The 25,010-nt window shown below is 50.9% G+C and carries 30 protein-coding genes and 1 tRNA gene; all 31 read left to right on the top strand.

Going from position 1 to position 25,010, the window contains the following annotated elements; translation table 11 throughout:
• Positions 1 to 2 precede the first annotated feature (2 nt).
• The 31 genes from BLU12_RS00365 to rpmD all read left to right on the top strand — a co-directional run bounded on the left by BLU12_RS00365 (position 3) and on the right by rpmD (position 25,006).
• Positions 3 to 776, top strand: coding sequence for a TatD family hydrolase (locus tag BLU12_RS00365; protein ID WP_091459788.1), 774 nt, complete (start codon positions 3 to 5; stop codon positions 774 to 776).
• Between the two features lie 3 nt (positions 777 to 779).
• Entirely contained in the window at positions 780 to 1,910 is a 1,131-nt protein-coding gene (gene tgt, locus BLU12_RS00370) for a tRNA guanosine(34) transglycosylase Tgt (RefSeq protein ID WP_091459790.1), read from the top strand.
• On the top strand, positions 1,907 to 2,932 hold the full coding sequence (locus BLU12_RS00375) for an L-threonylcarbamoyladenylate synthase (protein ID WP_091459791.1): 1,026 nt from the start codon (positions 1,907 to 1,909) through the stop codon (positions 2,930 to 2,932). The genes tgt and BLU12_RS00375 overlap by 4 nt, the downstream gene beginning before the upstream one ends.
• A 17-nt stretch (positions 2,933 to 2,949) precedes the next feature.
• Positions 2,950 to 3,036: transfer RNA gene (locus tag BLU12_RS00380), tRNA-Leu, on the top strand.
• Between the two features lie 192 nt (positions 3,037 to 3,228).
• Complete coding sequence (gene rpoB / locus BLU12_RS00385; RefSeq protein WP_091459793.1) at positions 3,229 to 6,780, top strand: DNA-directed RNA polymerase subunit beta; 3,552 nt, start codon at positions 3,229 to 3,231, stop codon at positions 6,778 to 6,780.
• Complete coding sequence (gene rpoC, locus BLU12_RS00390; RefSeq protein ID WP_091459795.1) at positions 6,781 to 11,739, top strand: DNA-directed RNA polymerase subunit beta'; 4,959 nt, start codon at positions 6,781 to 6,783, stop codon at positions 11,737 to 11,739.
• A 100-nt stretch (positions 11,740 to 11,839) separates the two neighbouring features.
• Positions 11,840 to 12,109 carry a ribosomal L7Ae/L30e/S12e/Gadd45 family protein gene (locus BLU12_RS00395; protein ID WP_091459796.1) on the top strand — a complete coding sequence of 90 codons (270 nt, stop codon included), beginning with the start codon at positions 11,840 to 11,842 and terminating at the stop codon, positions 12,107 to 12,109.
• Positions 12,110 to 12,141: 32 nt separating this feature from the next.
• Complete coding sequence (gene rpsL, locus BLU12_RS00400; protein WP_009201492.1) at positions 12,142 to 12,513, top strand: 30S ribosomal protein S12; 372 nt, start codon at positions 12,142 to 12,144, stop codon at positions 12,511 to 12,513.
• 20 nt (positions 12,514 to 12,533) lie between these two features.
• The gene (gene rpsG, locus BLU12_RS00405) at positions 12,534 to 13,004 is read left to right on the top strand and encodes a 30S ribosomal protein S7 (protein WP_091459798.1); all 471 of its coding nucleotides are present in this window, start codon (positions 12,534 to 12,536) and stop codon (positions 13,002 to 13,004) included.
• Positions 13,005 to 13,034: 30 nt separating this feature from the next.
• Positions 13,035 to 15,110: an elongation factor G gene (fusA, locus tag BLU12_RS00410; protein ID WP_091459799.1), complete on the top strand. Its 2,076-nt coding sequence runs from the start codon at positions 13,035 to 13,037 to the stop codon at positions 15,108 to 15,110.
• A 63-nt stretch (positions 15,111 to 15,173) separates the two neighbouring features.
• Positions 15,174 to 16,379 (top strand): elongation factor Tu, encoded by a 1,206-nt coding sequence (gene tuf / locus BLU12_RS00415; RefSeq protein WP_091459801.1) that lies wholly within the window; start codon positions 15,174 to 15,176, stop codon positions 16,377 to 16,379.
• Positions 16,380 to 16,409: 30 nt separating this feature from the next.
• A complete protein-coding gene (gene rpsJ / locus BLU12_RS00420; protein WP_009201488.1) occupies positions 16,410 to 16,715 on the top strand; it encodes a 30S ribosomal protein S10 in 306 nt (101 codons plus the stop codon).
• Positions 16,716 to 16,746: 31 nt separating this feature from the next.
• Positions 16,747 to 17,376, top strand: a complete 630-nt coding sequence (rplC, locus tag BLU12_RS00425; protein WP_091459802.1) for a 50S ribosomal protein L3 — start codon at positions 16,747 to 16,749, stop codon at positions 17,374 to 17,376.
• Between the two features lie 3 nt (positions 17,377 to 17,379).
• Positions 17,380 to 18,006, top strand: coding sequence for a 50S ribosomal protein L4 (rplD, locus tag BLU12_RS00430; RefSeq protein WP_091459804.1), 627 nt, complete (start codon positions 17,380 to 17,382; stop codon positions 18,004 to 18,006).
• Complete coding sequence (gene rplW / locus BLU12_RS00435; protein WP_091459805.1) at positions 18,003 to 18,302, top strand: 50S ribosomal protein L23; 300 nt, start codon at positions 18,003 to 18,005, stop codon at positions 18,300 to 18,302. Before rplD ends, rplW begins: the two co-directional genes overlap by 4 nt.
• A gap of 13 nt (positions 18,303 to 18,315) precedes the next feature.
• A complete protein-coding gene (gene rplB, locus BLU12_RS00440; protein ID WP_091459807.1) occupies positions 18,316 to 19,149 on the top strand; it encodes a 50S ribosomal protein L2 in 834 nt (277 codons plus the stop codon).
• A 16-nt stretch (positions 19,150 to 19,165) separates the two neighbouring features.
• Entirely contained in the window at positions 19,166 to 19,447 is a 282-nt protein-coding gene (rpsS, locus tag BLU12_RS00445; RefSeq protein WP_009201483.1) for a 30S ribosomal protein S19, read from the top strand.
• A gap of 11 nt (positions 19,448 to 19,458) precedes the next feature.
• Entirely contained in the window at positions 19,459 to 19,806 is a 348-nt protein-coding gene (gene rplV / locus BLU12_RS00450; protein ID WP_040348165.1) for a 50S ribosomal protein L22, read from the top strand.
• 1 nt (position 19,807) lies between these two features.
• Positions 19,808 to 20,482, top strand: a complete 675-nt coding sequence (gene rpsC, locus BLU12_RS00455; RefSeq protein WP_009201481.1) for a 30S ribosomal protein S3 — start codon at positions 19,808 to 19,810, stop codon at positions 20,480 to 20,482.
• Between the two features lie 7 nt (positions 20,483 to 20,489).
• Positions 20,490 to 20,915: a 50S ribosomal protein L16 gene (gene rplP / locus BLU12_RS00460; RefSeq protein WP_009201480.1), complete on the top strand. Its 426-nt coding sequence runs from the start codon at positions 20,490 to 20,492 to the stop codon at positions 20,913 to 20,915.
• A complete protein-coding gene (rpmC, locus tag BLU12_RS00465; protein ID WP_009201479.1) occupies positions 20,915 to 21,130 on the top strand; it encodes a 50S ribosomal protein L29 in 216 nt (71 codons plus the stop codon). Before rplP ends, rpmC begins: the two co-directional genes overlap by 1 nt.
• Before the next feature lie 13 nt (positions 21,131 to 21,143).
• On the top strand, positions 21,144 to 21,437 hold the full coding sequence (gene rpsQ, locus BLU12_RS00470) for a 30S ribosomal protein S17 (protein WP_009201478.1): 294 nt from the start codon (positions 21,144 to 21,146) through the stop codon (positions 21,435 to 21,437).
• 5 nt (positions 21,438 to 21,442) lie between these two features.
• On the top strand, positions 21,443 to 21,811 hold the full coding sequence (gene rplN, locus BLU12_RS00475) for a 50S ribosomal protein L14 (RefSeq protein ID WP_009201477.1): 369 nt from the start codon (positions 21,443 to 21,445) through the stop codon (positions 21,809 to 21,811).
• A gap of 14 nt (positions 21,812 to 21,825) precedes the next feature.
• The gene (gene rplX, locus BLU12_RS00480; protein WP_040348163.1) at positions 21,826 to 22,152 is read left to right on the top strand and encodes a 50S ribosomal protein L24; all 327 of its coding nucleotides are present in this window, start codon (positions 21,826 to 21,828) and stop codon (positions 22,150 to 22,152) included.
• Positions 22,153 to 22,171: 19 nt separating this feature from the next.
• Complete coding sequence (gene rplE / locus BLU12_RS00485; protein WP_009201475.1) at positions 22,172 to 22,714, top strand: 50S ribosomal protein L5; 543 nt, start codon at positions 22,172 to 22,174, stop codon at positions 22,712 to 22,714.
• A 21-nt stretch (positions 22,715 to 22,735) separates the two neighbouring features.
• The gene (locus BLU12_RS00490) at positions 22,736 to 22,921 is read left to right on the top strand and encodes a type Z 30S ribosomal protein S14 (protein ID WP_009201474.1); all 186 of its coding nucleotides are present in this window, start codon (positions 22,736 to 22,738) and stop codon (positions 22,919 to 22,921) included.
• A 27-nt stretch (positions 22,922 to 22,948) separates the two neighbouring features.
• A complete protein-coding gene (rpsH, locus tag BLU12_RS00495) occupies positions 22,949 to 23,353 on the top strand; it encodes a 30S ribosomal protein S8 (protein ID WP_009201473.1) in 405 nt (134 codons plus the stop codon).
• A 13-nt stretch (positions 23,354 to 23,366) separates the two neighbouring features.
• Positions 23,367 to 23,906, top strand: a complete 540-nt coding sequence (gene rplF / locus BLU12_RS00500) for a 50S ribosomal protein L6 (protein WP_040348160.1) — start codon at positions 23,367 to 23,369, stop codon at positions 23,904 to 23,906.
• Between the two features lie 15 nt (positions 23,907 to 23,921).
• Positions 23,922 to 24,290: a 50S ribosomal protein L18 gene (gene rplR, locus BLU12_RS00505; protein WP_040348159.1), complete on the top strand. Its 369-nt coding sequence runs from the start codon at positions 23,922 to 23,924 to the stop codon at positions 24,288 to 24,290.
• 15 nt (positions 24,291 to 24,305) lie between these two features.
• Positions 24,306 to 24,806, top strand: coding sequence for a 30S ribosomal protein S5 (rpsE, locus tag BLU12_RS00510; RefSeq protein WP_009201470.1), 501 nt, complete (start codon positions 24,306 to 24,308; stop codon positions 24,804 to 24,806).
• 17 nt (positions 24,807 to 24,823) lie between these two features.
• Entirely contained in the window at positions 24,824 to 25,006 is a 183-nt protein-coding gene (rpmD, locus tag BLU12_RS00515; RefSeq protein ID WP_009201469.1) for a 50S ribosomal protein L30, read from the top strand.
• Positions 25,007 to 25,010 lie beyond the last annotated feature (4 nt).

Genomic DNA, 25,010 nt, shown 5'->3' on the forward strand with positions numbered 1-25,010 from the left:
CTGTGAGATTGGCCGATACCCATTGTCATATTTATATGTCGCCCTTGGAAGACCATCTGGACGAGGTCTTGGCGAGGGCCTCAGGCAGGGGTTTGAAGCGTTTGCTCGTTCCCGGAGTGGATGAAGCATCGAGCTTCGAGGCCCTTTCTTTGACTAGGCAGGTTAGGGCCGTGAAGACCTTTGCGGCCGTTGGCGTTCATCCCCATGACGTTAAGGATCTGAAAGAGGGCATTCCCGAGGAGCTCCTTTCCTTGGGAGAGAACGAATCGGTGCTGGCTATAGGGGAGACCGGATTGGATTACTATCGCAACCTCTCGCCCCGGGATGTTCAGCGGGAGTTTTTTATAAAGCACATAGAATGGGCCAAGTGCGTGGGCAAACCCCTCATATGTCACGTGAGGGATGCCTACGATGAGGTCCTAGAAATTTTGAAAGCCGAAGGCGCCTCCGAGGTGGGAGGGGTTTTGCACTGTTTTCAGGGGGAGATGGAACATGCAAAAAAAGCTATCGACATGGGCTTTTACATTTCCTTTGCCTGTACCATTACCTACAGAAAAAACGAAAACTTGAGGAGGATTGCCGCCTCCATTCAGCCGGAGAACATCCTTTGCGAGACCGATTCTCCGTACCTTTCTCCAGAGGGCCTTCGAGGCAAACCAAACGAGCCGGCCAACGTCGGTTACGTTTACGAGACGATTGCAACTTTGCGAGGTATTGAGGTGGAAGAATTGGCCGAAGTAGTGTTCGATAATTCGACGAGGCTTTTAGGATGGTAGGCCATGGGGAGGGATAAGCTTTTCAGCTATGAGATCATTGCCGAATGTCCCCATACCGGAGCCAGAGCAGGCAAGTTCTATACGACTCATGGAGTGATAGAGATGCCCTGTTTTATGCCCGTGGGGACCCAGGCCACCGTTAAAGCCATGGCACCCTTCGAGCTTGAGGCTTTGGGAGCTCGCATTATTTTGGGGAATGCCTATCATCTTTATCTCCGCCCCGGCGTCGATGTAATAGAAAAGGCGGGAGGTCTTCACGCTTTTATGGGGTGGGACAGGGCAATTTTGACGGATAGCGGGGGCTTTCAGGTGTTTTCCCTGGCGTCGTTGAGAAGGGTAAGCGATGAGGGCGTGGAATTTCAGTCCCATCTGGACGGCAGCAAACATTTTCTGACGCCTGCCCTGGTAATGGCCATAGAGGAAGCCATAGGCAGTGACATAGCCATGTGTTTCGACGAATGTACCACCTATCCCATAACGGAAGAAGGCGCTAAGGAAGCGACCCTTAGAACCATAAAATGGGCGGGACTTTGTAAAAAGGCACATTCGAGAAGGGATCAGGCTCTGTTCGGGATTGTGCAGGGTTCTGTCTTTCTATCTTTGCGCGAATACTGTTGTCATGCCCTGGTGGATATGGATTTCCCCGGTTACGCCATAGGGGGCTTGGCCGTTGGGGAGCCGAAGGCGCTCATGCATGAAGTTTTAGAGCTCTTGAACAAGTTCTTGCCCAAGACGAAGCCCCGTTATCTTATGGGTGTAGGTCATCCCCTTGATATGGTGGAGGGGATAGCAAGGGGTGTGGATATGTTCGACTGCGTCTTGCCGACGAGAAACGCGAGAAACGGTTCGGTGCTGACCTCGATGGGAAAGTTGAACGTTCGCAGGAAAGAACTTAAAGAGGATTTTTCTCCCCTGGATCCGAATTGCAGTTGTTATGTTTGCAGAAATTTCAGCCGCGCCTACATTCGCCATCTCCATAAAGCGGGCGAAATTTTGGCGTCAAGGCTTTGTACTTGGCATAACCTGCATTTTATGTTAGATCTTGCGCGCAAGGCGAGAAGGGCCATTATAGATGGCACCTTTCCCGACCTGCTGGAGCATTGCCGTGAGGTTTTCGGAGATGAAGCGGATTGAAAAAAGCTGCAATATATAAAATAGACAAATGGAACCCGGAACGTGAAATAATAAAAATTGCCGCGGAAGCGATAGTGAAGGGAAAACTAGTTGCCTTTCCCACGGAAACCGTTTACGGCCTTGGTGCCAATGCCCTGGACGAAAGTGCCGTGAGAGGCATCTTCTCTGCCAAGGGACGACCCTGTGACAATCCCTTGATAGTTCATGTAGCAAATGTGGAATCGGCAGAAAAAATTGCCCACACCACCCCGAAAGCTTTGAGGTTGATGGAGCGTTTCTGGCCGGGTCCTTTGACGCTGGTCATGAAGGCCAAGGATATTGTTCCCAAAGCTACGAGGGGAGGGCTTGAGACAGTTGCGGTGAGGATGCCCGCCCACCCCGTGGCATTGGCCTTGATAGAGAAATCCGGCGTTCCCATAGCAGCTCCAAGCGCCAACACCAGCGGAAGGCCAAGTCCCACGGATGCAGGGGTCGTCTATGATGATCTTGGTTGCTGCGTGGATGTGATCTTGGATGCCGGGCCGACCGACGTGGGCGTGGAATCTACCGTCATAGACGTGACGCAGGAAAAAGTCGTTCTTTTAAGGCCGGGCGGCCTGCCCGTTGAGGCCATAGAGGAGTTTGGCGAAGAAGTTATGTTGCCCGATGAATTGGGAGCAGGCCGGGCAGAGGATGTTAAGCGCAAGTCCCCGGGTACTCGTTACAGGCACTATGCTCCCCGGTGCAGGGTCGTGCTTTGGAGAGAAGGCGATGATTGGCCCCTCGAGAGGGATGAAGCTGTAGGCTACATGGGTATCAAAAGACCTCCCCTGGATATTTCGGAGAAGGTCATTTTGTTCGATTCTCTTGAACATTACGCTCGCGGACTTTTTATGGCTATGCGATACCTCGAAAAAAAAGGCGTAAAGGTGATAGTGGCCGATTATCCTGTCAAAGAGGGGTTAGGTCTGGCCATCAGAGATCGGCTTTATAGAGCTTCGTCGGCTGAATTTGACGAAAACCCGCATGACGTAGTAAAATAAATCGCCATGCGAAGCAGGGGCAGGTGGCGGAAAGGTAGACGCGCTGGCCTCAGGAGCCAGTGGGCTTAGCGCCTGTGGGGGTTCAAATCCCCCCCTGCCCACCATTCTTAAAACTACACAATTATATTCATCCCTTCAGGAGTGAGATGTATCCATAATCACCTCAAGTTATGGAAAAGAGATATTCCTATGGTATTGACAGAGCGTTCGCCATTTGTTATCATGTTCGCTCGCATTATAAACAATGGTTCCCATTTTAACCCACCAAAAACATAGATAGGGAGGTCGTTGCTCCCATGTCAAATTTCGTGAATATGGGGAGAAAACGCGAGAGGTTGTTTTTTGGTCCTTCAAAAGAATTAGTCGCCCTGCCTTATTTAGTCGAGCTGCAACACCAATCTTACAAATGGTTTTTACAACCAGATGAAGCCCCTGACTACAGAAAGTCTCAGGGGCTTCAGGAGCTGCTAGAAGAGATCTTTCCGATAGAAAGTTACGACGGTTCCTTTGTCATCGAGTTTGTTCGATATTACATCGATCCTCCCACCTTGACGGAAGAAGAGGCAAGACAAAAGGATTTGACCTGGTCCATGCCTCTTCGTGCTACAGTTCAGCTGATCAATCGCGGCACCGGTGAGATCAAGGAGGAAGAGATTTTCCTCGGAGATTTTCCCGTAATGACAGACAGAGGAAGCTTTATCATCAACGGCACGGAAAGGGTTGTCGTAAACCAGCTGGCTCGCTCGGCGGGAGTTTATTTCAGCATTGAGACGGGGGCTCCCGGTCAGGAGGTTTACAAGGCCAAGATTATACCCGACAGAGGCGCCTGGCTCGAGTTCGACCTTACCCCAGGCGACGTTTTGTCCGTTAACATCGACAACAGGCGCAAGGTTCCCGCAACAGCGCTTCTAAAGGCCTTTGGCATCAGGGACAATACGGAGTTGCTAAGGACATTCGGAGGTGTCGAGGAAGAGGTCGATATCGTAGAGGAAGAGATTAGAGGGCGCTTGATCGCCGAAGACATAATAGACAGCGCCGGCCACGTGGTAATACCCAAAAACGATCGTCTCACCAAAGAGCACGTCGAAGTTTTATGGAACAGCGGCAGGACGAAGGTAAGATTGTGGAATGTGGACCCTGTATTCGCAGCTACCCTGGAACGCGACGGCACCGATACGCCCGAGGAGGCGATGCTCGAGATTTTTAGGCGCATGCGTCCTAACGAGCCTCTGAGGGTGGAAAACGCTAAAGATTACGTCTATTCCCTTTTCTTCGATACCAGACGATACAACTTGGGCCGAGTGGGAAGGTATAAATTGAACAGAAGGCTTGGTCTCAATATATCCGAGGAGGTTCGTCTGCTCACTATAGATGATTTGGTGACCATCGTTAAGGGCATACTCAACTTGAGAGACGGATTGGAGCGGGAGGACGATATAGATCATCTCGCCAACAGGCGTGTCCGTTCGGTAGGGGAGCTCCTTCAGAATCAAATTCGTATAGGACTGCTGAGGATGGAACGCATCGCAAAGGACAGGATGACCACCATACCCGATCTTTCTACCGCAACAGCTCACGATCTCATAAACATTCGCCCCATCTCGGCTGCAATAAGGGAATTTTTCGGTTCCAGCCAGTTATCTCAATTTATGGATCAGACTAACCCTCTGGCCGACGTCACACATAGGCGGAGGTTGTCCGCCATGGGGCCCGGAGGTTTGACCAGAGAAAGAGCGGGGTTTGAGGCGAGGGACGTACACCCGTCTCACTATGGGAGGATATGCCCTATCGAGACTCCGGAAGGTCCAAACATAGGTTTGGTTACCTCCTTGGCCAATTACGCCAGGGTCAACGAATACGGCTTCCTGATGTCGCCAAAGCGCGTCGTCAGGGACAGGTATGTCACCGACGAAGTTGTGTATCTTCCCGCCGACGAAGAGGACGAGGCCTTTGTCGCCAGAGCAAACATACCCTTGGATGAAGAGGGAAGGATATGCGAAGAAGAGGTCCACGTCAGGCATCGCGGATCCATAGTCATAGTTCCTCCCGAACAAGTAAATTACGTCGACGTAACGCCAAAACAGATCGTGTCCGTTTCGGCAGCCCTGATACCCTTCCTTGAACACGACGACGCCAATAGGGCTTTGATGGGTTCTAACATGCAAAGACAAGCTGTTCCTCTCATGCAGAGCGAGTCTCCCCTTGTGGGCACGGGCATGGAGGAAAAGGTCGCAAGGGACTCGGGAGCCTGTATATTGGCCAAAAGGCCCGGGACGGTTACCTATGTCGATGCCAACAAAATTCAGGTCACTACCGAGGATGGCTTGGTGGATACCTATACTTTGATAAAGTTCAGAAGGTCTAACCAGGGAACGGTAATACACCAGCGTCCTATCGTCAGAAAGGGAGATTTTGTCAATGAGGGCGATTTTCTGGCCGACGGTCAGGCGGTGGATCATGGCGAATTGGCGTTGGGCAGGAACGTCTTGGTTGCCTTCATGGGGTGGGAGGGCTATAACTTTGAAGACGCCATCCTTCTCAGTGAAAGGCTCGTAAAAGAGGACGTATATACGTCGATCCATATAGAGGAATACGAAATAGATGCCAGGGATACGAAGCTGGGTCCCGAGGAGATAACCAGAGATATCCCCAACGTGGGAGAAGACCAGCTGAAAAATTTGGACGAAAAAGGCATTGTTCGTATAGGAGCTGAGGTGAGGGCCGGGGACATCCTGGTAGGCAAGGTCTCGCCCAAGGGCGAAACGGATCAGACTCCTGAGGAAAAGTTGCTCAGGGCTATTTTCGGGGAAAAGGCCCGCGAGGTGAGGGATACTTCTCTGAGGGTGCCTCACGGCGAAGGTGGCAAGGTCGTAGCTGTTAAGCGGCTTTCCCGGGATGAATACGGCGACGATCTTCCTCCCGGAGTCAACGAAGTGGTCAAGGTATTTTTAGCCCAAATCAGAAAAATTACCGTGGGAGATAAGATGGCAGGACGCCACGGCAACAAAGGGGTTGTGTCCAGAATCTTGCCCGTGGAAGACATGCCTTATTTGCCCGATGGCACCCCCGTAGATGTGGTCTTGAACCCGCTTGGCGTTCCCAGTCGAATGAACTTGGGCCAAGTTCTTGAGACCATATTAGGGTTTGTGGCCTATCACAACGGATGGAGCGTTGCGACTCCCGTCTTCGAAGGTGTCTCTGTAGATGAGATATTCAAGTATATGGAGGAGATTCGAGATCGCAAGCTTCCCGATCTCACCAGGGACGGAAGCATCGTCCTTTACGACGGGAGGACGGGCGAACCCTTCGAGAATAAAGTTACCGTGGGATATATGTACATGCTCAAGCTGATCCATCTTGTCGACGACAAGATCCATGCCAGATCCGTTGGCCCCTATAGCTTGATAACGCAACAGCCTCTGGGAGGAAAATCTCAATTTGGCGGACAACGCTTCGGAGAAATGGAAGTTTGGGCCCTGGAAGGATATGGCGCATCTCACATATTGCAGGAGATGCTCACCATCAAATCCGATGATGTACAGGGGCGCCTCAAGACATTCGAGAGCATAGTCAAAGGTCAAAACATAGGAAACCCCGGTGTGCCCGAGAGCTTTAGGGTACTCGTAAAAGAGCTTCAGGGATTGGGCCTTGATGTGCAGGTCCTTTACGACGACGACAGTGTTGGCTACGTTGAGGAGGAAGAGCAGAATATAGTTGAAGTGAAGAAAGAGGCGGAGAAAAAACCTCAGACAAAAAAGGAAGAGGCAAAGATAGGTTTGGAAGCCAGGATCTTCGGCGATCCGGACGATGACGAAGCAGAAGTGGATCCTGAGGGGGATGATGCGTAAATGAACAATCGCGAAATTGTAGGCGTTCGAATCAGGTTGGCAAGTCCCGAAAGGATAAGGGAACTGTCAAGCGGCGAGGTAAAACGCCCTGAGACGATAAATTACAGGACCCTTAGGCCCGAAAAGGACGGTCTCTTTTGCGAGCGCATTTTTGGACCTGTAAAGAGTTACGAATGCGCCTGTGGGAAATACAAGCGAAACGGCCCTAAATTTAAGGGCATAGTGTGTGACCGCTGTGGAGTCGAAGTTACCGACAGCAAGGTGAGAAGGGAGAGGATGGGCCATATAGAGCTCGCCTGTCCGGTCGTTCACATCTGGTATCTGCGCGGCATCCCGAGCAGGTTGAGCCTGTTTTTAGGAACGACGTCTAAAGATCTGGAGAGAGTGGTGTATTTCGCCCCTTTAAGGCGAAGGGAAATCCTCTACAAAGTAGTAATGGAGGGCAAAAGGCCCGATCTGGTCAAAAAAGGCGATCTCATACCCGCCTGCGAAGAGCGCATCCACAGGCACTACGATCCTAAATTCAAAGCTGAGGAAGCGTATCGTATCACTAGAGTAGACGATTTGCCCTTAAAAGAGGGGGATATACTTTCGGCCCAACAGGTATCTCGCTATCGAACGGAGTATGGCGATGACCTTTTTAAAGTCGAGCCGGCTTACACGATTACCGAGATAGAAGAAGCCAATTTCAGGGTTGGCGATGTGGTAAGCCAGAGCGACATCGAACGACTCCAAAGACATGGCGTCAAGGTCGAATTCCAGAGGGCGGCTATCAAAAATCAGGAGGCTTTTATGGTCGTCGCTGCTGTGCGCCTGCCCTTTTCTAAGGACGATGTGGTTTCGACTTCCGAGTTACAGCTTTATATGAAAAACTATCCGGGCAGATTTACCTCTCAGCAGGAGACAGTGGCCATCGAGGATCCTTCATATATAGTGATAGACGGAAGCGATTCGCCCTTTGAGCAGTGCGACATCATAGTCGAAAGAGAACAAAGGCTGTGCAAGGCTTACGACAAGGATTTTGCAGCAGGCATCGGGGCGGAAAGCATTTTAGAGTTACTCAAGAACATAGATATAGACGAGTTGGCCATATCCCTTAGAGAAGAGATCGCGAATTCGACGGGCCAAAAGAAGCGCAAACTGATAAAACGTCTTCAAGTTGTGGAAGATTTCAGGAAGGGCGACAGCAAGCCGGAGTGGATGATCATGAGCGTTCTTCCAGTCATTCCTCCGGATTTGCGCCCCATGGTGCAGCTCGACGGCGGCAGATTTGCCACTTCCGATTTGAACGACCTTTACAGGAGGGTCATCAACAGGAATAACCGTTTGAAAAAGTTACAGGAACTCCGAGCCCCGGAGATGATCATAAGAAACGAGAAGAGAATGCTTCAGGAAGCCGTGGATGCCCTGATAGACAATGGACGGGTTGGTAAGGCCGTTTTGGGCGCAGGCAACCGTCCCCTTAAGAGTTTGACCGATTTGCTAAGGGGGAAGAAGGGACGCTTCCGTCAGAACTTATTGGGTAAGCGCGTCGACTACTCGGGCAGGTCCGTAATAGTCATTGGTCCGGAGCTCAAGCTTTACCAATGCGGTCTACCAAAAGAAATGGCACTGGAGCTATTTAGGCCTTTCGTAATGCATAAGCTTATTGAGAAGGGTATAGCCTCAAACGTAAAGGGCGCAAAGCGCGTTATAGAGCGCAGGAGAGATGAGGTATGGGAAGCCCTGGAAGAGATAATCAAAGACCATCCCGTTATGCTCAATCGCGCGCCCACTTTGCACCGTCTGGGGATTCAGGCCTTTGAGCCCCTGTTAATGGAAGGCAAGGCTATAAGGCTTCATCCACTGGTCTGTACCGCCTTTAACGCAGACTTCGACGGAGACCAGATGGCCGTTCACGTTCCTCTTTCTTTGGAGGCTCAAGCGGAGTCGAGGGTATTGATGCTGGCGGGGCACAATCTGTTGTCGCCGGCCCACGGTAAACCTATAGTTACGCCCACGCAGGATGTTGTTTTGGGAATATATTACTTGACTGCAATGACCGAGGGGCGTAAGGGAGAGGGCATAGTTTTCAGGGATATTGAAGACGTATTGACGGCTCTGGATCACGGAGTGGTCCACCCCCACGCAAAGGTGAAGATGTGGTGGGATGGGCAGCTGATCGAGACCTCGCCGGGGAGGGCTTTGTTCAACAGCATGCTTCACCCGTCGTTGAGGTATATCAATAAACAGATTGCCAAAAAGGACCTGGGGGCCCTGCTGGATATGGCCTTCGACCGAGTAGAACACGAAGACCTGGTCAAGATGTTAGATGACGTTAAACTTCTTGGCTATCGATGGTTTACCAAATCTGGAGTTTCCTTGAACATAGATTCGATCGTCATCCCTATCGAGAAACAAGAGATTGTTAGGGAAGTAATGGAAAAGGAGAGCGAACTCAACAACCAGTACGGCATGGGCATCCTCACCGAGGACGAATATTTGAGGCAAACAGAGCTTCTTTGGACGGAGGCCGCATCCAAAATCGCGGACTGCATTTTGGAGCATATGGATGAATTAAATCCACTTCGCATGATGATAGATTCCGGCGCTCGCGGTAGCAAGAGCCAGGTTTCCCAGATGGCGGGAATAAGGGGAGTCATGGCCGATCCCTCCGGTAAAGTCATCGACTATCCTATCGTTTCCAACTTTAGGGAAGGGCTGAACATGTTGGAATACTTCATTTCCACCCATGGCGCCAGGAAGGGGTTGGCCGACACGGCATTGAGGACGGCCAAGTCTGGTTATCTGACGAGACGACTTGTCGATGTGTCGCAGGACATCATTGTCCTCGAGGAAGATTGCGGCACAGATCAAGGCGTCTACATCACTCCCCTGCTTCAAGACGACAAGGTCGTGATCCCTTTGAACGAAAGGATTTACGGCAGGACAGCTCTGGAGGATGTGCGCCATCCTGTCGATGGGACTGTTTTAGTCGGGGCGGGCGAGATCATAGATCAGGAAAAGGCCGACGCCATAGAGGCTGCAGGAGTAAAGGGCCTTTGGGTCAGAAGTCCTATGTCTTGCGCATTGCGCAATGGTATATGCCAGAAATGTTACGGCCTTGATTTGGCCACGAGAAAGCCCGTAGCCATAGGTGAAGCCGTGGGAGTCGTGGCAGCCCAGTCTATCGGTGAACCCGGCACCCAGCTCACCATGAGGACGTTCCATACCGGTGGCGTGAGGATTACGGGCGAGGACATCACTCAAGGGCTTCCCAGGGTGGAACAGCTCTTTGAAGCGAGAAAGCCAAAGAAGACGGCCTTACTATCCGAGGTCGACGGAGTCGTAACTGAGATTCGAGAGATGGAGGGCAAAAGAAAGATCGTCATACAATCCGCCGACAACCCCGAGGAAAAGATGAGCTTCAACGTCTCCACGGCTCAAATGCTCCTCGTCGAAGAGGGAGACGAGGTGAAGAAGGGCCAAGTGCTGACCGAAGGCTACATCGACCCCCAGCAGTTGATGGAGGTCAATGGTATCGAGGCCGTGCACGCCTACATGGTTGATGGCATCCAGGAGGTTTACAAATCTCAAGGTGTCTCCATAAACAATAAACATATAGAGGTAATATTGCGCAAGGTTGCGCCCGTCAACAAAGTTCGGATAGCCGATGAAGGAGATACCTCCTACGTGGTTGGTGAAATAGTGTGGATCGACGAGCTGGAAAGGGAAGTCCAGGAAATCAGAGAGCATAACCAGCAATGCATAGATAATTCCGTTGCCATGTTGAAGGGTAAAATCCTCAAGGATGTTATCGGCAAGGGATCGCTGGACCACGCCGCTCAGTACAAAGGAGAGGCTCTCGACGAAGGGGCCATCAAGATCCTGTTGCAGCCAGGTACAGCTCTTACTGAATTGATAGTTGAAGATGAGGGAGAATTAGTAAGGGTTGTAGTGGGAGAATCCATTTTCAGACGCGAGCTTGAAGGGTTGGAGCTCGTCGAGGATTACGAATCCGTCGATGGCGTGAAGATCGATGCCGGTAGTTCGCTTTCGATGAAACAGCTTACCCTTATCACCAAAGACCTGCGAAGGCCCTTGCAGATCCTGGATACGGACAAGCTATTCTCCCTTTGTGACGTTACCTATTTAGCCGAGGATGTTGTAAGCGGCGATAGGGTTATAGCTGCCAAGGATGCTCTTTTGACAAGGGAAGCCGCTTTAAAGATAAAGGAGAGCTTCATTAAAGAAATCAAGGTATGGAAGGCTCCCGAGACGATAGATCTGCCCGATGCCATCCAGGAATACCTGATCAGCAAGATATGGGGCAGGCCGCTTGGCAAGGTTATTGATGCCAGCGGAAACGAACCCATAGATGTCCCGCCTATAGTGGACGGCAGCATTGTTCGCGGTATAATTGAAGGCGATATAACAGCTATAGAGGCTGACGGCGAGATATATTCGCGCCAGAAAATACTTCACAGCGTCCTTACCGAAAAAATTTACGGAAAGGTCCTGCTCGAGCCTGTTAAGGATAAATTGGGTAACGTTGTCGTGCCTGCAGGGACAGAAGTTAATCAGCAGGTTCTAGAACGCCTAACCGAGCTGGAGCCGACGAAGATCGTCATTAGGCCGATACTGGCGTTGTCTCAAGTCGAAAGGCTTATACAAAAGGTGACCTTCGTGAGAAAACTTCGCCAGGAGCCGATATGGAAGCCGGTATTATTGGGCATAACTAAGGCTGCTCTTGCAACGGACAGCTTCCTTTCGGCCGCGTCCTTCCAACAGACGGCTCAAGCGTTGGCATCGGCCGCCGTTCGCGGCGAAGTCGATTACCTTAAAGGTTTGAAGGAAAACGTCATAATAGGACACCTGATACCTGCCGGAACAGGCGCTACCGTGAATCGCAACTTCGAGGTAGTCGAAGTGGAGAGAGAGCCCGCTTTCGAATCCGTTTCGGCGGATCGAGCGGGGTAGGAGCCTCGTCAAGTGGGTTCCAAAAAGGGGCCCACTTGACATTGCGCTTCGGCGTTGTTATTATTCCTCGGTGCCTTATGTCACGAGAAGGTGATTTATTGTGCCCTTACAGGAGCTGGCTGCAGGCAAACGCGTAGTTGGTGCCAGAAGCGTCTATAGGAAGTTGATCAAGTCGGAGATCGTAAAAGTATTCGTCGCACGTGATGCCGAAAAAAAGGTCATCGAATCGGTGCTCAAAGAGGCGGAAGCGAGGAGCATCCCGGTGGAATGGGCGGATGACTCTAAGATATTAGGAAGGGCCTGTTTGATCGAGAGGCCGGCGGCAGTAGCCGGCTTATTAATAGATCGAAGAATCAATAATATAAGATAGTTATTTTTAAGCAGATCGAAGGGGGGACATTTGTGGCTACTATCAATCAGCTAATACGCCAAGGGCGTAAGGAGAAGAAGAAGCGATCCGGTGCTCCGGCATTGCAGGGTAATCCGCAAAAGAGAGGAGTTTGCACGAGGGTCTATACCGTTACACCAAAGAAGCCAAACTCCGCCTTGAGGAAAGTGGCTCGTGTGAGGCTGACGAACGGCATAGAGGTTACGGCCTATATTCCCGGGATTGGCCATAATTTGCAGGAGCACTCGGTGGTATTGGTTCGCGGAGGGCGCGTCAAGGACCTTCCCGGCGTTCGTTATCACATTGTGCGCGGGGCTCTTGATTGCGGCGGAGTCGAAAATCGCCGTCAAGGAAGGTCTAAGTACGGCGTAAGAAAACCTAAATAGAGAACGAGGAGGTCGATGTCATGCCGCGAAAGGGGCATGTGACTAAAAGGAAGGTTTACCCCGATCCTTTATATAAGAACGAAGCAATAGCCAAGTTTATTCATTGCGTCATGTACGATGGTAAGAAAAGCATTGCCGAACGGATAGTATATGGAGCCTTGGAAGTGGCCGCAAAGAGGTTAAACGTATCTCCCGATGAGGTTTTCGATAAAGCTTTGGAGAACGTTAAACCCCTGATAGAGGTCAGGCCGCGGAGGGTCGGAGGAGCTACTTATCAGGTTCCAGTGGAAGTAGATCCCGCCAGAGCTCAGGCCTTGGCGATAAGGTGGATAATAAACAGCGCCAGATCTCGTAAAGGCATTCCTATGATCGAGCGCCTTGCCAGGGAATTTGTAGATGCTTACAAGGGAGAAGGATCAGCGGTAAAGAAACGGGAAGATACCCACAGAATGGCTGAAGCAAACCGAGCTTTTGCCCATTATCGCTGGTAATATGGTAATTAGGGTGGTGATTTGTAAGGCATGAGCGATGCAGGAATAGATATTCGCAAAATACGCAATATTGGCATAGCAGCGCATATAGATGCAGGCAAAACGACGACATCGGAGCGCATTCTTTTTTATACGGGAAAAATACATAGAATAGGCGAGGTGCACGAAGGCGCCGCTACGATGGACTTCATGGATCAGGAGCGCGAAAGGGGCATTACCATATCCTCGGCAGCTACGACATGCTACTGGAAGGAATATATGGTCAATTTGATTGATACGCCCGGGCACGTGGACTTTACTATGGAAGTGGAAAGATCGCTCAGGGTGTTGGATGGAGCGGTTGCCGTCTTTTGCGCTGTAGGAGGAGTTGAACCGCAGTCAGAAACGGTTTGGCGCCAGTTGGACAAGTACAGGGTTCCCAGAATTGCTTTCGTGAACAAGATGGACAGGGTGGGCGCAAATTTCTTCGACGTTATGGAACAGATTAAGGAACGGTTAGGGGCTAACCCCGTTCCCATACAGCTGCCAATGGGCGCCGAAGATGCCTTTAAGGGCATCATCGACCTCATAACGATGCAGGCAATCGAGTACGCCGACGAGCTTGGAACCCGCTTGGAGTTGGAAGAGATACCTCAGGCTTTTCTGGCAGAGGCCAAAAAGTGGCGTGAGCGCCTGATAGAGGCCTTAGCCGAAGTTGACGACGAAATCATGGAATCCTATCTCGAAGGGCGGGAAATATCGGAGGAGAGCATAAAAAGGGCTCTGCGTTTCGGTACCATAAGTCTAAAGCTGGTTCCCATGCTTTGCGGATCGGCCCTCAAAAACAAAGGGATTCAATTGCTTTTGGATGCGGTGATCGATTACCTTCCATCTCCCTTGGACATTCCCCCTGTAAAGGGAGTCGATCCGCGCACGGGAGAGGAAGTTGTCCGCCATACCGATGCGGAGGCGCCCTTTACGGCACTGGCTTTCAAAGTGTTGGTGGACCCATACGTCGGTCGGGTCGTCTATACGAGGATATATAGCGGAAAGCTACACACCGGAATGTCGGTGCTCAATACGAACACCGGGAAGAAGGAGCGTATAGGGAGAATATTGAGGGTGCATGCCAATAAACGTGAGGACATCGAATCGGCCTTGGCCGGCACGATAGTGGCCATTCCCGGCCTTAAGAACACGAGGACGGGAGATACGCTTTGCGACGAAAAGGAACCCGTTGTATTGGAAGGGATGAACATACCCGAACCGGTCATTTCTTTGGCCATCGAACCGGCAAGCAAGGCCGACCAGGTCAAGTTGTCCAAGGGCTTGGCTGCCCTTGCAGAAGAAGACCCGACATTTAGGGTTGCCATAGATCACGAGACGGGGCAAACGATCATATCGGGTATGGGCGAGCTTCACCTGGAGATCATAGTAGATAGGCTGCGTAGGGAATTTGGAGTTGACGTCAGGGTCGGCAAGCCTCAAGTTGCCTACCGTGAAGCCATAAAAAGACCCGCCAGAGGAGAGGGCAAGTTCATACGCCAATCCGGCGGTCGCGGCCAGTACGGCCACGTGGTGTTTGAAATAGAAGCCCTCCCGGGACATAGGGGATACGAGTTTGAAGACAGGATCGTGGGGGGCGTGATCCCCAAAGAATTTATACCTGCCGTACAAAAGGGTGTAGAAGAAGCCTTAACCAGCGGTGTCGTTGGGGGATACCCAGTCATAGGCATAAAGGTTGCACTGGTGGACGGGAGTTTCCATGAAGTCGACAGCTCCGAGATGGCCTTCAAGATAGCTGCGTCTATGGCTTTCAAGGAGGCGATGAAAAAGGCAGACCCTGTTTTGATGGAACCTATTATGGAGGTGGAGGTAGTAACGCCTGAGGAATACCTCGGAGACGTTATGGGAGACCTCTCATCGCGCAGAGGGCGGATCGAGGGGATGGCCACTCGATCGGGAGCAAAGGTCGTCAAGGCGTACGTTCCTCTGTCCGAGATGTTCGGTTATGCCAGTGCACTGAGGAATAAAACCTCGGGAAGGGCTACGTTTACGATGAAATTCAGCCACTACGAAGAAGTTCCTTCCGAGGTGGCGGAAAAATTGTTAGCATCGGCATCTTAGATGCTCTAATACAATAAGTTTAAAATTATTGAGGAATAAATTTTTTAAGGGAGGCTGACAAGCATGGCAAAGGCAAAGTTTGAGAGGATGAAACCACATTTAAACATAGGAACCATAGGGCACATCGACCACGGCAAGACAACCTTGACCGCCGCTATAACCAGGACCCTTTCCACCCAGGGATTGGCTGACTTCACCCCCTTCGACGAGATAGACAAGGCCCCTGAGGAGAGGGAACGCGGAATAACGATAAGCATATCCCACGTGGAGTACCAGACCGAACACAGACACTACGCCCACATAGACTGCCCCGGACACGCCGACTACATAAAGAACATGATCACCGGAGCAGCCCAGATGGACGGAGCCATATTAGTCGTATCCGCTGCCGACGGGCCCATGCCGCAGACGAGGGAACACGTCCTTTTGGCAAGGCAGGTCAACGTCCCCTCCATAGTGGTCTTCATGAACAAGGTGGACATGGTAGACGACGAGGAACTCCTCGACCTTGTCGAGATGGAAGTGAGAGACCTCCTTTCAAGCTACGACTTCCCGGGAGACGAAATCCCCGTGATAAGAGGCTCCGCCCTGAAGGCCCTGGAGTGCGGCTGCGGCAAGAGGGAGTGTCAGTGGTGCGGCAGGATATGGGAGCTCATGGACGCCTGCGACAGCTACATACCCCTTCCAGAGCGTCCCGTGGACCAACCCTTCCTCATGCCCATTGAGGACGTCTTCTCCATAACGGGACGCGGTACCGTCGTCACCGGCAGGGTCGAAAGAGGAAAGATAAACTCAGGCGAGGAAGTGGAGATCGTAGGCATGAAGGAGGACAAGACAAAGACCGTGGCCACCTCCCTTGAGATGTTCAGAAAGATCTTAGACGAGGCCATAGCGGGAGACAACATAGGAATACTCCTTCGGGGCATAGGCAAAGACGACGTGGAAAGGGGCCAGGTAGTGGCAAAACCCGGCACCATAACACCCCACAAACACTTCAAAGCCGAGATATACGTCCTGAAGAAGGAAGAAGGCGGAAGACATACCCCCTTCTTCAACGGCTACAAACCTCAGTTTTACTTCAGGACCACCGACGTCACCGGTGAGATAACCCTGCCCGAGGGCGTAGAGATGGTAATGCCCGGAGACAACGCCAACATAGAAGTGAAGCTCATAGTTCCCGTAGCCTTGGAGAAGGGCTTGAGGTTTGCCATAAGGGAAGGCGGACGTACAGTAGGTGCCGGCGTAGTAACGGACATACTGGACAAGTAAGTCCCCTTAAAAGTGAAAGGGGGGATATGAATGGCTCAAAATATCAGGATTAAGTTGAAGGCCTTTGATCATAGGGTCCTGGATGCATCGGCGCTGCAGATTGCCGAAACAGCGAAAAGAACGGGGGCTAAGGTTTCAGGCCCCATACCATTGCCCACGGCGATCAATAAGTACACGGTTTTAAAGTCGCCTCACAAGGATAAAGATGCACGAGAGCAGTTCGAGGTGCGCACTCATAAGAGGCTTATAGATATAGTCGATCCTACGCAGAAGACCATGGAAGCGCTGATGCAGCTGAACCTCCCTTCAGGAGTAGATATACAAATACAACTGTAGGGGAGCTCTGAGCTGAAAGGAGAGAAAATTGATGAGTCTAGGGATTTTAGGTGTTAAGGTTGGAATGACCCAGATTTTCGACGAAGAGGGTCAGGCTGTGCCCGTTACCGTCGTAGAGGCAGGCCCCTGTAAGGTAGTTGCTTTAAGAAGGCCCGAAGTAGAGATGTATTCGGCCATAGTCTTGGGCTTTGGGAAGGTGAAAGCCCATAGATTGAACAAGCCCATGCTAGGCGTATATAAGAAAGCGGGGATCGAACCTAAACGATGGTTGCGGGAGTTCCGCGTAGATGACGTTACGGGTTATGAAGTTGGACAGACCATCGACGTAACTATCTTTGAAGTAGGCGAAGTCGTCGATGTTGCGGGCACCAGCAAAGGCAAAGGTTTTGCCGGTGTCATGAAAAGACACGGCTTTGGAGGCGGCCCTGCAAGTCACGGTGCTTCTCTCTTTCACAGGCGAGCCGGTTCGTCGGGAGCCAGCAGCTCTCCGAGCCATGTCTTTAAGGGCAAGACGATGCCCGGTAGGATGGGTAACGAGCGAGTGACCGTGAAAAACCTCAAAGTCGTTGCTGTCGATAAAGAAAATAATTTGCTATTGATTAAAGGAGCCATCCCAGGGCCCCGTAACGGCCTTGTTATGGTGCATAAAAAGGAGGGCTAGTTTATGCCTACTGTCGATGTTATCGGAATCGATGGACAAAAGGTGGGCGAAGTTGCCCTTGCCGATGATGTTTTTGCGGCGAGAATCCACGTTCCCGCTATGCATCAGGTCGTCGTAGCCTATTTGGCAGCACAAAGGCAAGGAACGCATTCGACGAAGACCAGAGGAGAGGTGCGCGGCGGCGGAAGGAAGCCCTGGAGACAAAAACACACCGGAAGGGCAAGGCATGGAAGCATACGCTCTCCTCTTTGGACAAAGGGTGGAGTTATCCATGGTCCCAGACCGCGCTCGTACGATCAAAAGGTAAATAAAAAGGTGAAGCGGTTGGCGATTAAGAGCGCTCTGAGCCTTAAGGTTAAGGAAAATAAGCTTATTTTGGTCGAGGGAATCGAAACAATGTCGCCCAAGACGAAGGATATGTGTGCCTTTTTGGCAAACGCTCAAGCACAAGCCAAACCGTTGATCGTCATACACGAATCGTTGCCTTCAATTTATATGGCGGCGAGAAACATACCTGGAACGAGGGTGTTACATGTTGACAGCATTAACGTATACGAAATATTAAATCATGAGCACCTCATATTGACTAAAGGCGCGGCACAAAGGCTGGAGGAGGTGTACTCAGCGTGAAATTGACTTCCTATGATATAATTTTGCGGCCAGTAATAACCGAGAAAAGCAGCCGTCATATGATATACAATAAGTATACCTTTGAAGTGCATCCGAGCGCCACTAAGGTGGAAATTAAAAAGGCAATAGAGGAGATCTTCGACGTGAAGGTCGAAAAGGTCCATACGGTAAACGTCAAGCCAAAGCCGAAGCGCCTCGGGCGTTTTTTAGGACGCTCGAGAAGGTGGAAAAAAGCGATCGTAACATTAGCGCCAGGCGAACGCATTGAGTTCTTTGAAGGCGTACGGACGACTTAAAGGAGGAAGTCCAATGGGAATTAAAAAATACAAACCGGCGACTCCTGGTAGACGCCAGATGGCCACATCGGACTTTTCGGAAATTACCAGAGATGAATTTGAAAAGAGCCTGGTAGTTTCCTTAAAAAAGAAGGCGGCCGGAAGGAACAATAAGGGAAGGGTCACTGCGAACCATCGAGGCGGGGGGCACAAGAGACTCTATAGAATCGTAGATTTCAAGAGAGATAAATTCGACGTTCCCGGGAAAATAGCCGCGTTAGAGTACGATCCCAACAGATCGGCAAGGATAGCGCTCGTACATTATGCCGACGGTGAGAAGCGCTACATCCTGGCCCCTGTGGGCTTGAGCGTAGGAGATGTGGTAATGTCTGGAGAAAAGGCTGACATTAAACCTGGCAACGCATTAAAGCTACGGGATATTCCTGTCGGCACCTTCGTTCATAACATCGAGCTGCAGCCGGGGCGAGGCGGCGTGATGGCCAGATCTGCCGGCGCACAGGTGCAGATAATGGCAAAGGAAGGAAAATACGTTTTGCTGCGCATGCCGAGCGGTGAAATAAGGTATGTTCTGCAGGAGTGTATGGCTACGGTTGGCCAGGTCGGAAACGTGGAACACGAAAACGAGGTGCATGGCAAGGCCGGCAGGAAGAGGTGGCTTGGCAGGAAGCCAAGGGTGCGTCCTATGGCCATGAACCCCGTCGATCACCCCCTCGGTGGTGGCGAGGGTAAAACGAAGTCGCACAAGCACCCCGTTTCGGCTACGGGCGTTCCGGCTAAGGGGTATAAAACCCGTAAGCCTAAAAAGGCATCGACCAAATATATCGTTCGTCGCAGGAACGTTCAGTAAGGGAGGGAACTGACTTATGCCCCGTTCGGTAAAAAAAGGTCCCTACGTGGATCAAAAATTGTTGAAACGAATAGAGGAAATGAACGCGTCCGGAAACAAGAGAGTGATCAAGACATGGTCAAGGAGATCTACAATAGTGCCAAGCATGATTGGCCATACTGTCGCGGTTCACAACGGACGCACTCACATACCTATTTACATAAGCGAAAATATGGTAGGCCATAAGCTCGGAGAGTTTGCCCCGACCAGAAAATTTGGCGGGCATGCCGGGCAGGAACGCACCACCAGGGTAAGGTAGGGTGAGAGATGATGGAAGCAAAAGCTATATCCAAACAAATAAGGATTTCACCCTTTAAGGTGCGACAGGTGTTGTCCTTGATCAGAGGCAAGAAAGCCGGGGAAGCTCTTTTAATATTGCGCTATTGCCCCAAAAAGGCCGCGCGATATATTGAGAAGACTTTGACCAGCGCCATTGCAAACGCTGATCACAACCTGGGCATGAGCGTCGACGAACTTTATGTAGTTAAGGCCATCGCGGATGAAGGTCCTACTTTGAAAAGATGGAAACCGGTATCCATGGGAAGGGCCCATCCTTTCAATCATCGTACCTGTCATATCACTATAGTAGTTGGCGAAAGGCAAGGAGGTATTGACTAAGATGGGACAGAAAGTACATCCCGTTGGCTATCGTCTGGGAGTCATCCGTGATTGGGAGTCGAGATGGTATGCCGACAAGAAAAATTTTGCCAAGCAATTGCATGAAGACATCAAACTGCGTAAATGGATAAAGGACAGATGGGGACATGCTGGCATCTCCACGGTCGAAATAGAGCGGATCGGAAACGTAATCCGGTTCACGATTTGGACCGCCCGCCCCGGTGTCGTAATAGGAAAAGGCGGCAGCGAAATACAGGAAGTCAGGGATGAGCTGCAGAAGATGACGGGATCCAAGGTAATGATCAATGTCCAGGAGATAAAAAATCCCGACAAAAACGCCCAAATAGTGGCCGAGGGCATAGCATCAGCCCTGGAGCGGAGGGTGTCCTTCCGAAGAGCGATGAAACAGGCCATATTCCGTGCCATGAAGGCAGGAGCTTTGGGCATCAAGACGCAGTGTTCCGGCAGATTGGGCGGCGCCGAAATTGCCAGAAGAGAGTGGTATCTCGAAGGTCGCCTGCCTCTGTCCACGCTAAGGGCAGATATCGATTACGGTTTTGCCGAGGCCAAGACGATGTACGGCGTTATCGGAGTAAAGGTATGGATATACAACGGCGATGTATTACCCTCGCTCAAGGAGCAGCCTCACGACGAGGTTTCGAGCGAGAGGAGGTGAATAGATTATGTTGATGCCAAAAAGGGTGAAGTATAGAAAACCTTTTCGCAAGCCTTTGCGAGGCAGGACGAAGGGTGGCGCAACTGTAGCCTTCGGAGATTACGGGTTGCAGGCTCTTGAAAACGTGTGGCTCACTGCAAGGCAGATAGAGGCTGCCCGTATAGCCATCACGCGAAAAATGAAAAAGGGCGGAAAACTTTGGATAAGAGTCTTCCCCGACGTCGCATATACCAAAAAGCCTTTGGAGACCAGGATGGGCAAAGGTAAGGGCGCTCCTGAGTATTGGGTTGCTCCCGTTAAACGTGGCCGGGTTATCTTCGAAGTGGCCGGCGTTTCCAGAGAAGTGGTAGAAGAGGCTTTTCGCTCTGCCGCACATAAATTGCCCATCAAGGTTCGGGTTATCGAAAGGGAAGAAATGGGTGGTGAAGCATAATGAATCCTAAAGAGTTGCGCGACCTGACCATCGAAGAACTGAAGGAAAAACACAGGGAATATAAAAAGGAACTATACAATCTTCGCTTCCAGCATGCCATTGGTCAGCTTTCCAATACGGCAAGAATAGCGGAAGTGAAGAGGACGATCGCCAGGATTCTTACTATCATGCGCGAGAAAGAGACCGGGCGAGATCGCTCCTCGGTGTTGAATTAAAGGAGGGAGTTTTATGGAGGAGCGCAAGGCTCAAAAAAAGGTCAGAAGAGGCATTGTCGTAAGCAATAAAATGGACAAAACGGTAGTGGTCAGAGTAGACAGGATGGCGAAGCACGCGTTATACGACAAACCTGTTCTCAAGAGCAAGAAATTCATGGCTCACGACGAGGAAAATTCTTGCTCCATAGGAGATAAGGTTTTAATAGAGGAAACTCGACCTCTTTCGCGAAAGAAAAGATGGAAAGTCGTAAAGATCCTGGAGCGTGCTCCTCTCTTTGAATACACTGGACCAGTCGAGGAGGAATAAAGGCCATGATACAGTTACATACTATGCTTAATGTGGCCGATAATTCGGGAGCAAAAAAAATAAGGTGCATTCAGGTGACCGGGGGTAGTTACAGGCGATATGGGACGGTTGGCGACGTAATAGTGGCTTCCGTTAAGGAAGCCATACCGAACAGCAATATCAAAAAAGGCGATGTAGTCAAAGCCGTAATTGTGCGCGTTCGCAAAGAGGTAAGGCGTCGCGACGGTTCCTACGTTCGCTTCGACGACAACGCCGCCGTTATAATCGATAACCAGGGAAACCCTCGCGGTACACGCATATTCGGCCCTGTAGCCAGGGAATTGAGGGACAAGGGTTATACGCGCATAGTATCGCTTGCTCCTGAGGTCGTATGAGGAGGCGTGTTTGTATGTCCAAGATGCGAATTAAAAAGGGAGATATGGTCCGCGTTATTTCCGGCAAAGATAAAGGAAAGGAAGGAAAGGTCCTCCAGCGCATACCCACAAGGAACATGTTGCTGATAGAGGGAGTGAACGTCGTAACCAAGCATTCGCGTCCCTCTCAGAAAAATCCCCAGGGCGGAATCCTGCGCCAAGAGGCCCCTATCCATGCGGACAAGGTCATGCTGGTCTGTCCTGCCTGTGGTGAGGCGACGAGGGTATCTCGCGCCTTTTTGGAGGACGGACGCAAGGTTCGCCTATGCAAGAAGTGCGGCGAAATAGTGGATAAGCTTTAGGTTGAGGAGGAACAGGCAAATGGTTCCGCGATTACTTGAAAAATACAGAAGTGAAGTAGTTCCGCGAATGATGAAGGCCTTTAATTACAAAAACGTCATGGAGGTTCCACGAATAGAAAAGGTCGTAGTCAATATCGGCGTAAGCGAAGCGAAACAGGATATAAAATATTTGGACGCTGCTATTAATGAGCTAGCCCTCATCACAGGGCAACGGCCAGTTTTGAAAAGAGCGAAGAAGTCCGTTGCAGGCTTCAAGGTGAGAAAGGGCATGCCCGTGGCATGCACCGTTACGCTCAGAGGGGCTAAGATGTGGGAGTTTTTGGACAGGTTAATCTCTCTGGCTTTGCCCCGCATAAAGGACTTTCAAGGCGTTTCGAGAAAAGGCCTCGACGGGCGCGGAAACTATAACTTGGGGTTGAGGGAACAGCTGATATTCCCTGAAATCGAATACGACGATATTATGCGTATCAGGGGTATGAACGTAAGCATTACGACTACGGCGAAAACCGATGAGGAAGCTTACGGACTGCTAAAAGAGCTGGGTATGCCCTTTAGGCAGTAGCGATGAGGAGGTTAAAATCCGATGTCTAGGAAAGCTCTTGAGATAAAGGCTCAAAGAGAACCAAAGTATAAGGTGAGAAAATACAACAGATGTCCGCTTTGCGGTCGCCCGAGGGCATTTATGAGGAAGTTTAACATGTGTAGGTGCTGCTTCAGAGATTTGGCGCGACAGGGCAAGATCCCTGGAGTCGTCAAGTCCAGCTGGTAGCCCTATGAAACAAAAGGAGGATCGGCGATGTATGTTACAGATCCGATTGCTGATATGTTGACGCGAATCCGCAATGCGAACATAGCTTACCACGAAGTAGTGGACATCCCCATGAGCAACATGAAGCATCGTATTGCGCGAGTATTGAAGGACGAAGGTTATATAAAAAACTATAAAGTGATAAACGACCCCGGCAAGCCCTATCAAATGCTGAGGATATATTTGCACTACGGGCCAAACAAGGAAAGGGTCATACAGGGTCTTCGTCGGGTCAGCAAGCCCGGCAGGCGAATATATGTCAACAGCAGAGACTTGCCGAAGGTCATGGGGGGCTTGGGGGTAGCGATAATATCGACTTCAAGCGGACTGATGACTGACGCGGAGGCCAGAAAAAAGGGCCTTGGCGGCGAAGTCCTTTGCTACGTGTGGTAAGGGGGGAAAGACGTTGTCGAGGATTGGTCGGAAACCGATTTCCATCCCTAAAGGGGTAAATGTGACGTTGAGCGGTCGCACCGTTAGGGTAAAAGGTCCAAAGGGAGAAATGAGTTTTGATTTGTTGCCCAACATAAACGTTGAGTTGGCCGATGAGCAGATAATGGTCATGAGGAATAGGGAAGACAAAAAAACGAAGGCCTTTCACGGCCTTGTAAGGGCCATGTTGAGCAATATCGTCACGGGCGTTACGCAGGGGTTTGAAAAGGAGCTCGAGATAGTGGGAGTGGGATACAGAGCTCAGATGCAAGGGCAGAAACTGGTCCTGAACCTCGGGTATTCAAATCCCGTTGAATATGTTCCGCCTAAAGGGATAACGATTACTACAGATAGCCCGACCAAGATAAAGATCTCGGGCATAGATAAGCAAGAGGTCGGTCAAGTCGCCGCTATAATAAGATCCTTCAGGGCCCCCGAACCTTACAAGGGCAAAGGGATCAGGTATGTTGGCGAAGTTGTCAAGCGAAAGACCGGTAAAGCTAGTGCGAAATAGTGGAGGTGGACCATTTTGATTAAGCGTAAATCGCGTAACGATATGCGCCTTCTTCGGCATCGCAGGATCAGGAAAAGGCTATTGGGTACACAGGAAAAACCTAGGTTGAGCGTCTTTAGGAGCCTGAAACACATTTATGTCCAAGTCATTGATGATGAGCGTGGGCATACCCTGGTTTCCGCGTCCACCTTAGACAAGGAACTTAGGCCTTTTCAGGCAAGCTCCGGCTCCATAGAGGCGGCCAAGGCAGTGGGGCAGCTTGTGGCGAGACGAGCGCTGGAGCGTGGCATTGCTGAAGTCGTTTTTGACCGTGGCGGACACGCCTATCACGGGAAGGTCAAGGCGCTTGCCGATGCCGCTCGCGAAGCCGGCTTGAAGTTATAAAGGGGGAGTCTTTGCATGGTCAGGATAACGATACCAAAAGGCGTGGAGCTAACCGAGAGGGTTATCGCCATAAACAGGGTCAGCAAAGTCGTCAAAGGCGGCAAGAGATTTAAATTCAGCGTTCTTGTCGTAGTTGGAGACGGGGAACGATACATAGGAGTAGGCATGGGTAAGGCGAGGGAGATACCCGAAGCGGTTCGTAAGGGCATTGAAAGGGCAAAGAAGAACCTTGTAGAGGTAAAGAAAGTAGGAAATACCATTCCCCACCCGATAGTTGCGAACTTTGGTGCGGCCCAGGTGCTGCTCAGGCCTGCCGCTCCTGGAACGGGAGTTATTGCGGGGGCAGTTGTGCGCGCCATTATGGAGTTGGGCGGCGTAAAGGACGTGTTGACGAAGGTCATAGGCAGAACGTCTAATCCTATCAACGTCGCTTACGCTACTGTTGAGGCCGTGAAGGCTCTGAGAAGCCCCGACGAGATCATGAAATTACGCGGGAAAGACCAACAACAGGCTTAGCGGGGAGGAATGAGGTTATGTCCAAAATTAGAGTTACTTGGAAAAAAAGCACCATAGGACGCCCGGAAAGACAGAGAAAATCTATCCGAGCTTTGGGCCTGAAGAAGTTGAACCATAGCGTAACCCATGACGATACGCCTCAAATCCGAGGAATGATAAGAGCCGTCGAGCATCTCATAGATTGGGAAATCGTCGAATAGCTGG

It is taken from the genome of Acetomicrobium thermoterrenum DSM 13490 (assembly GCF_900107215.1).
Classification (GTDB): domain Bacteria; phylum Synergistota; class Synergistia; order Synergistales; family Acetomicrobiaceae; genus Acetomicrobium; species Acetomicrobium thermoterrenum.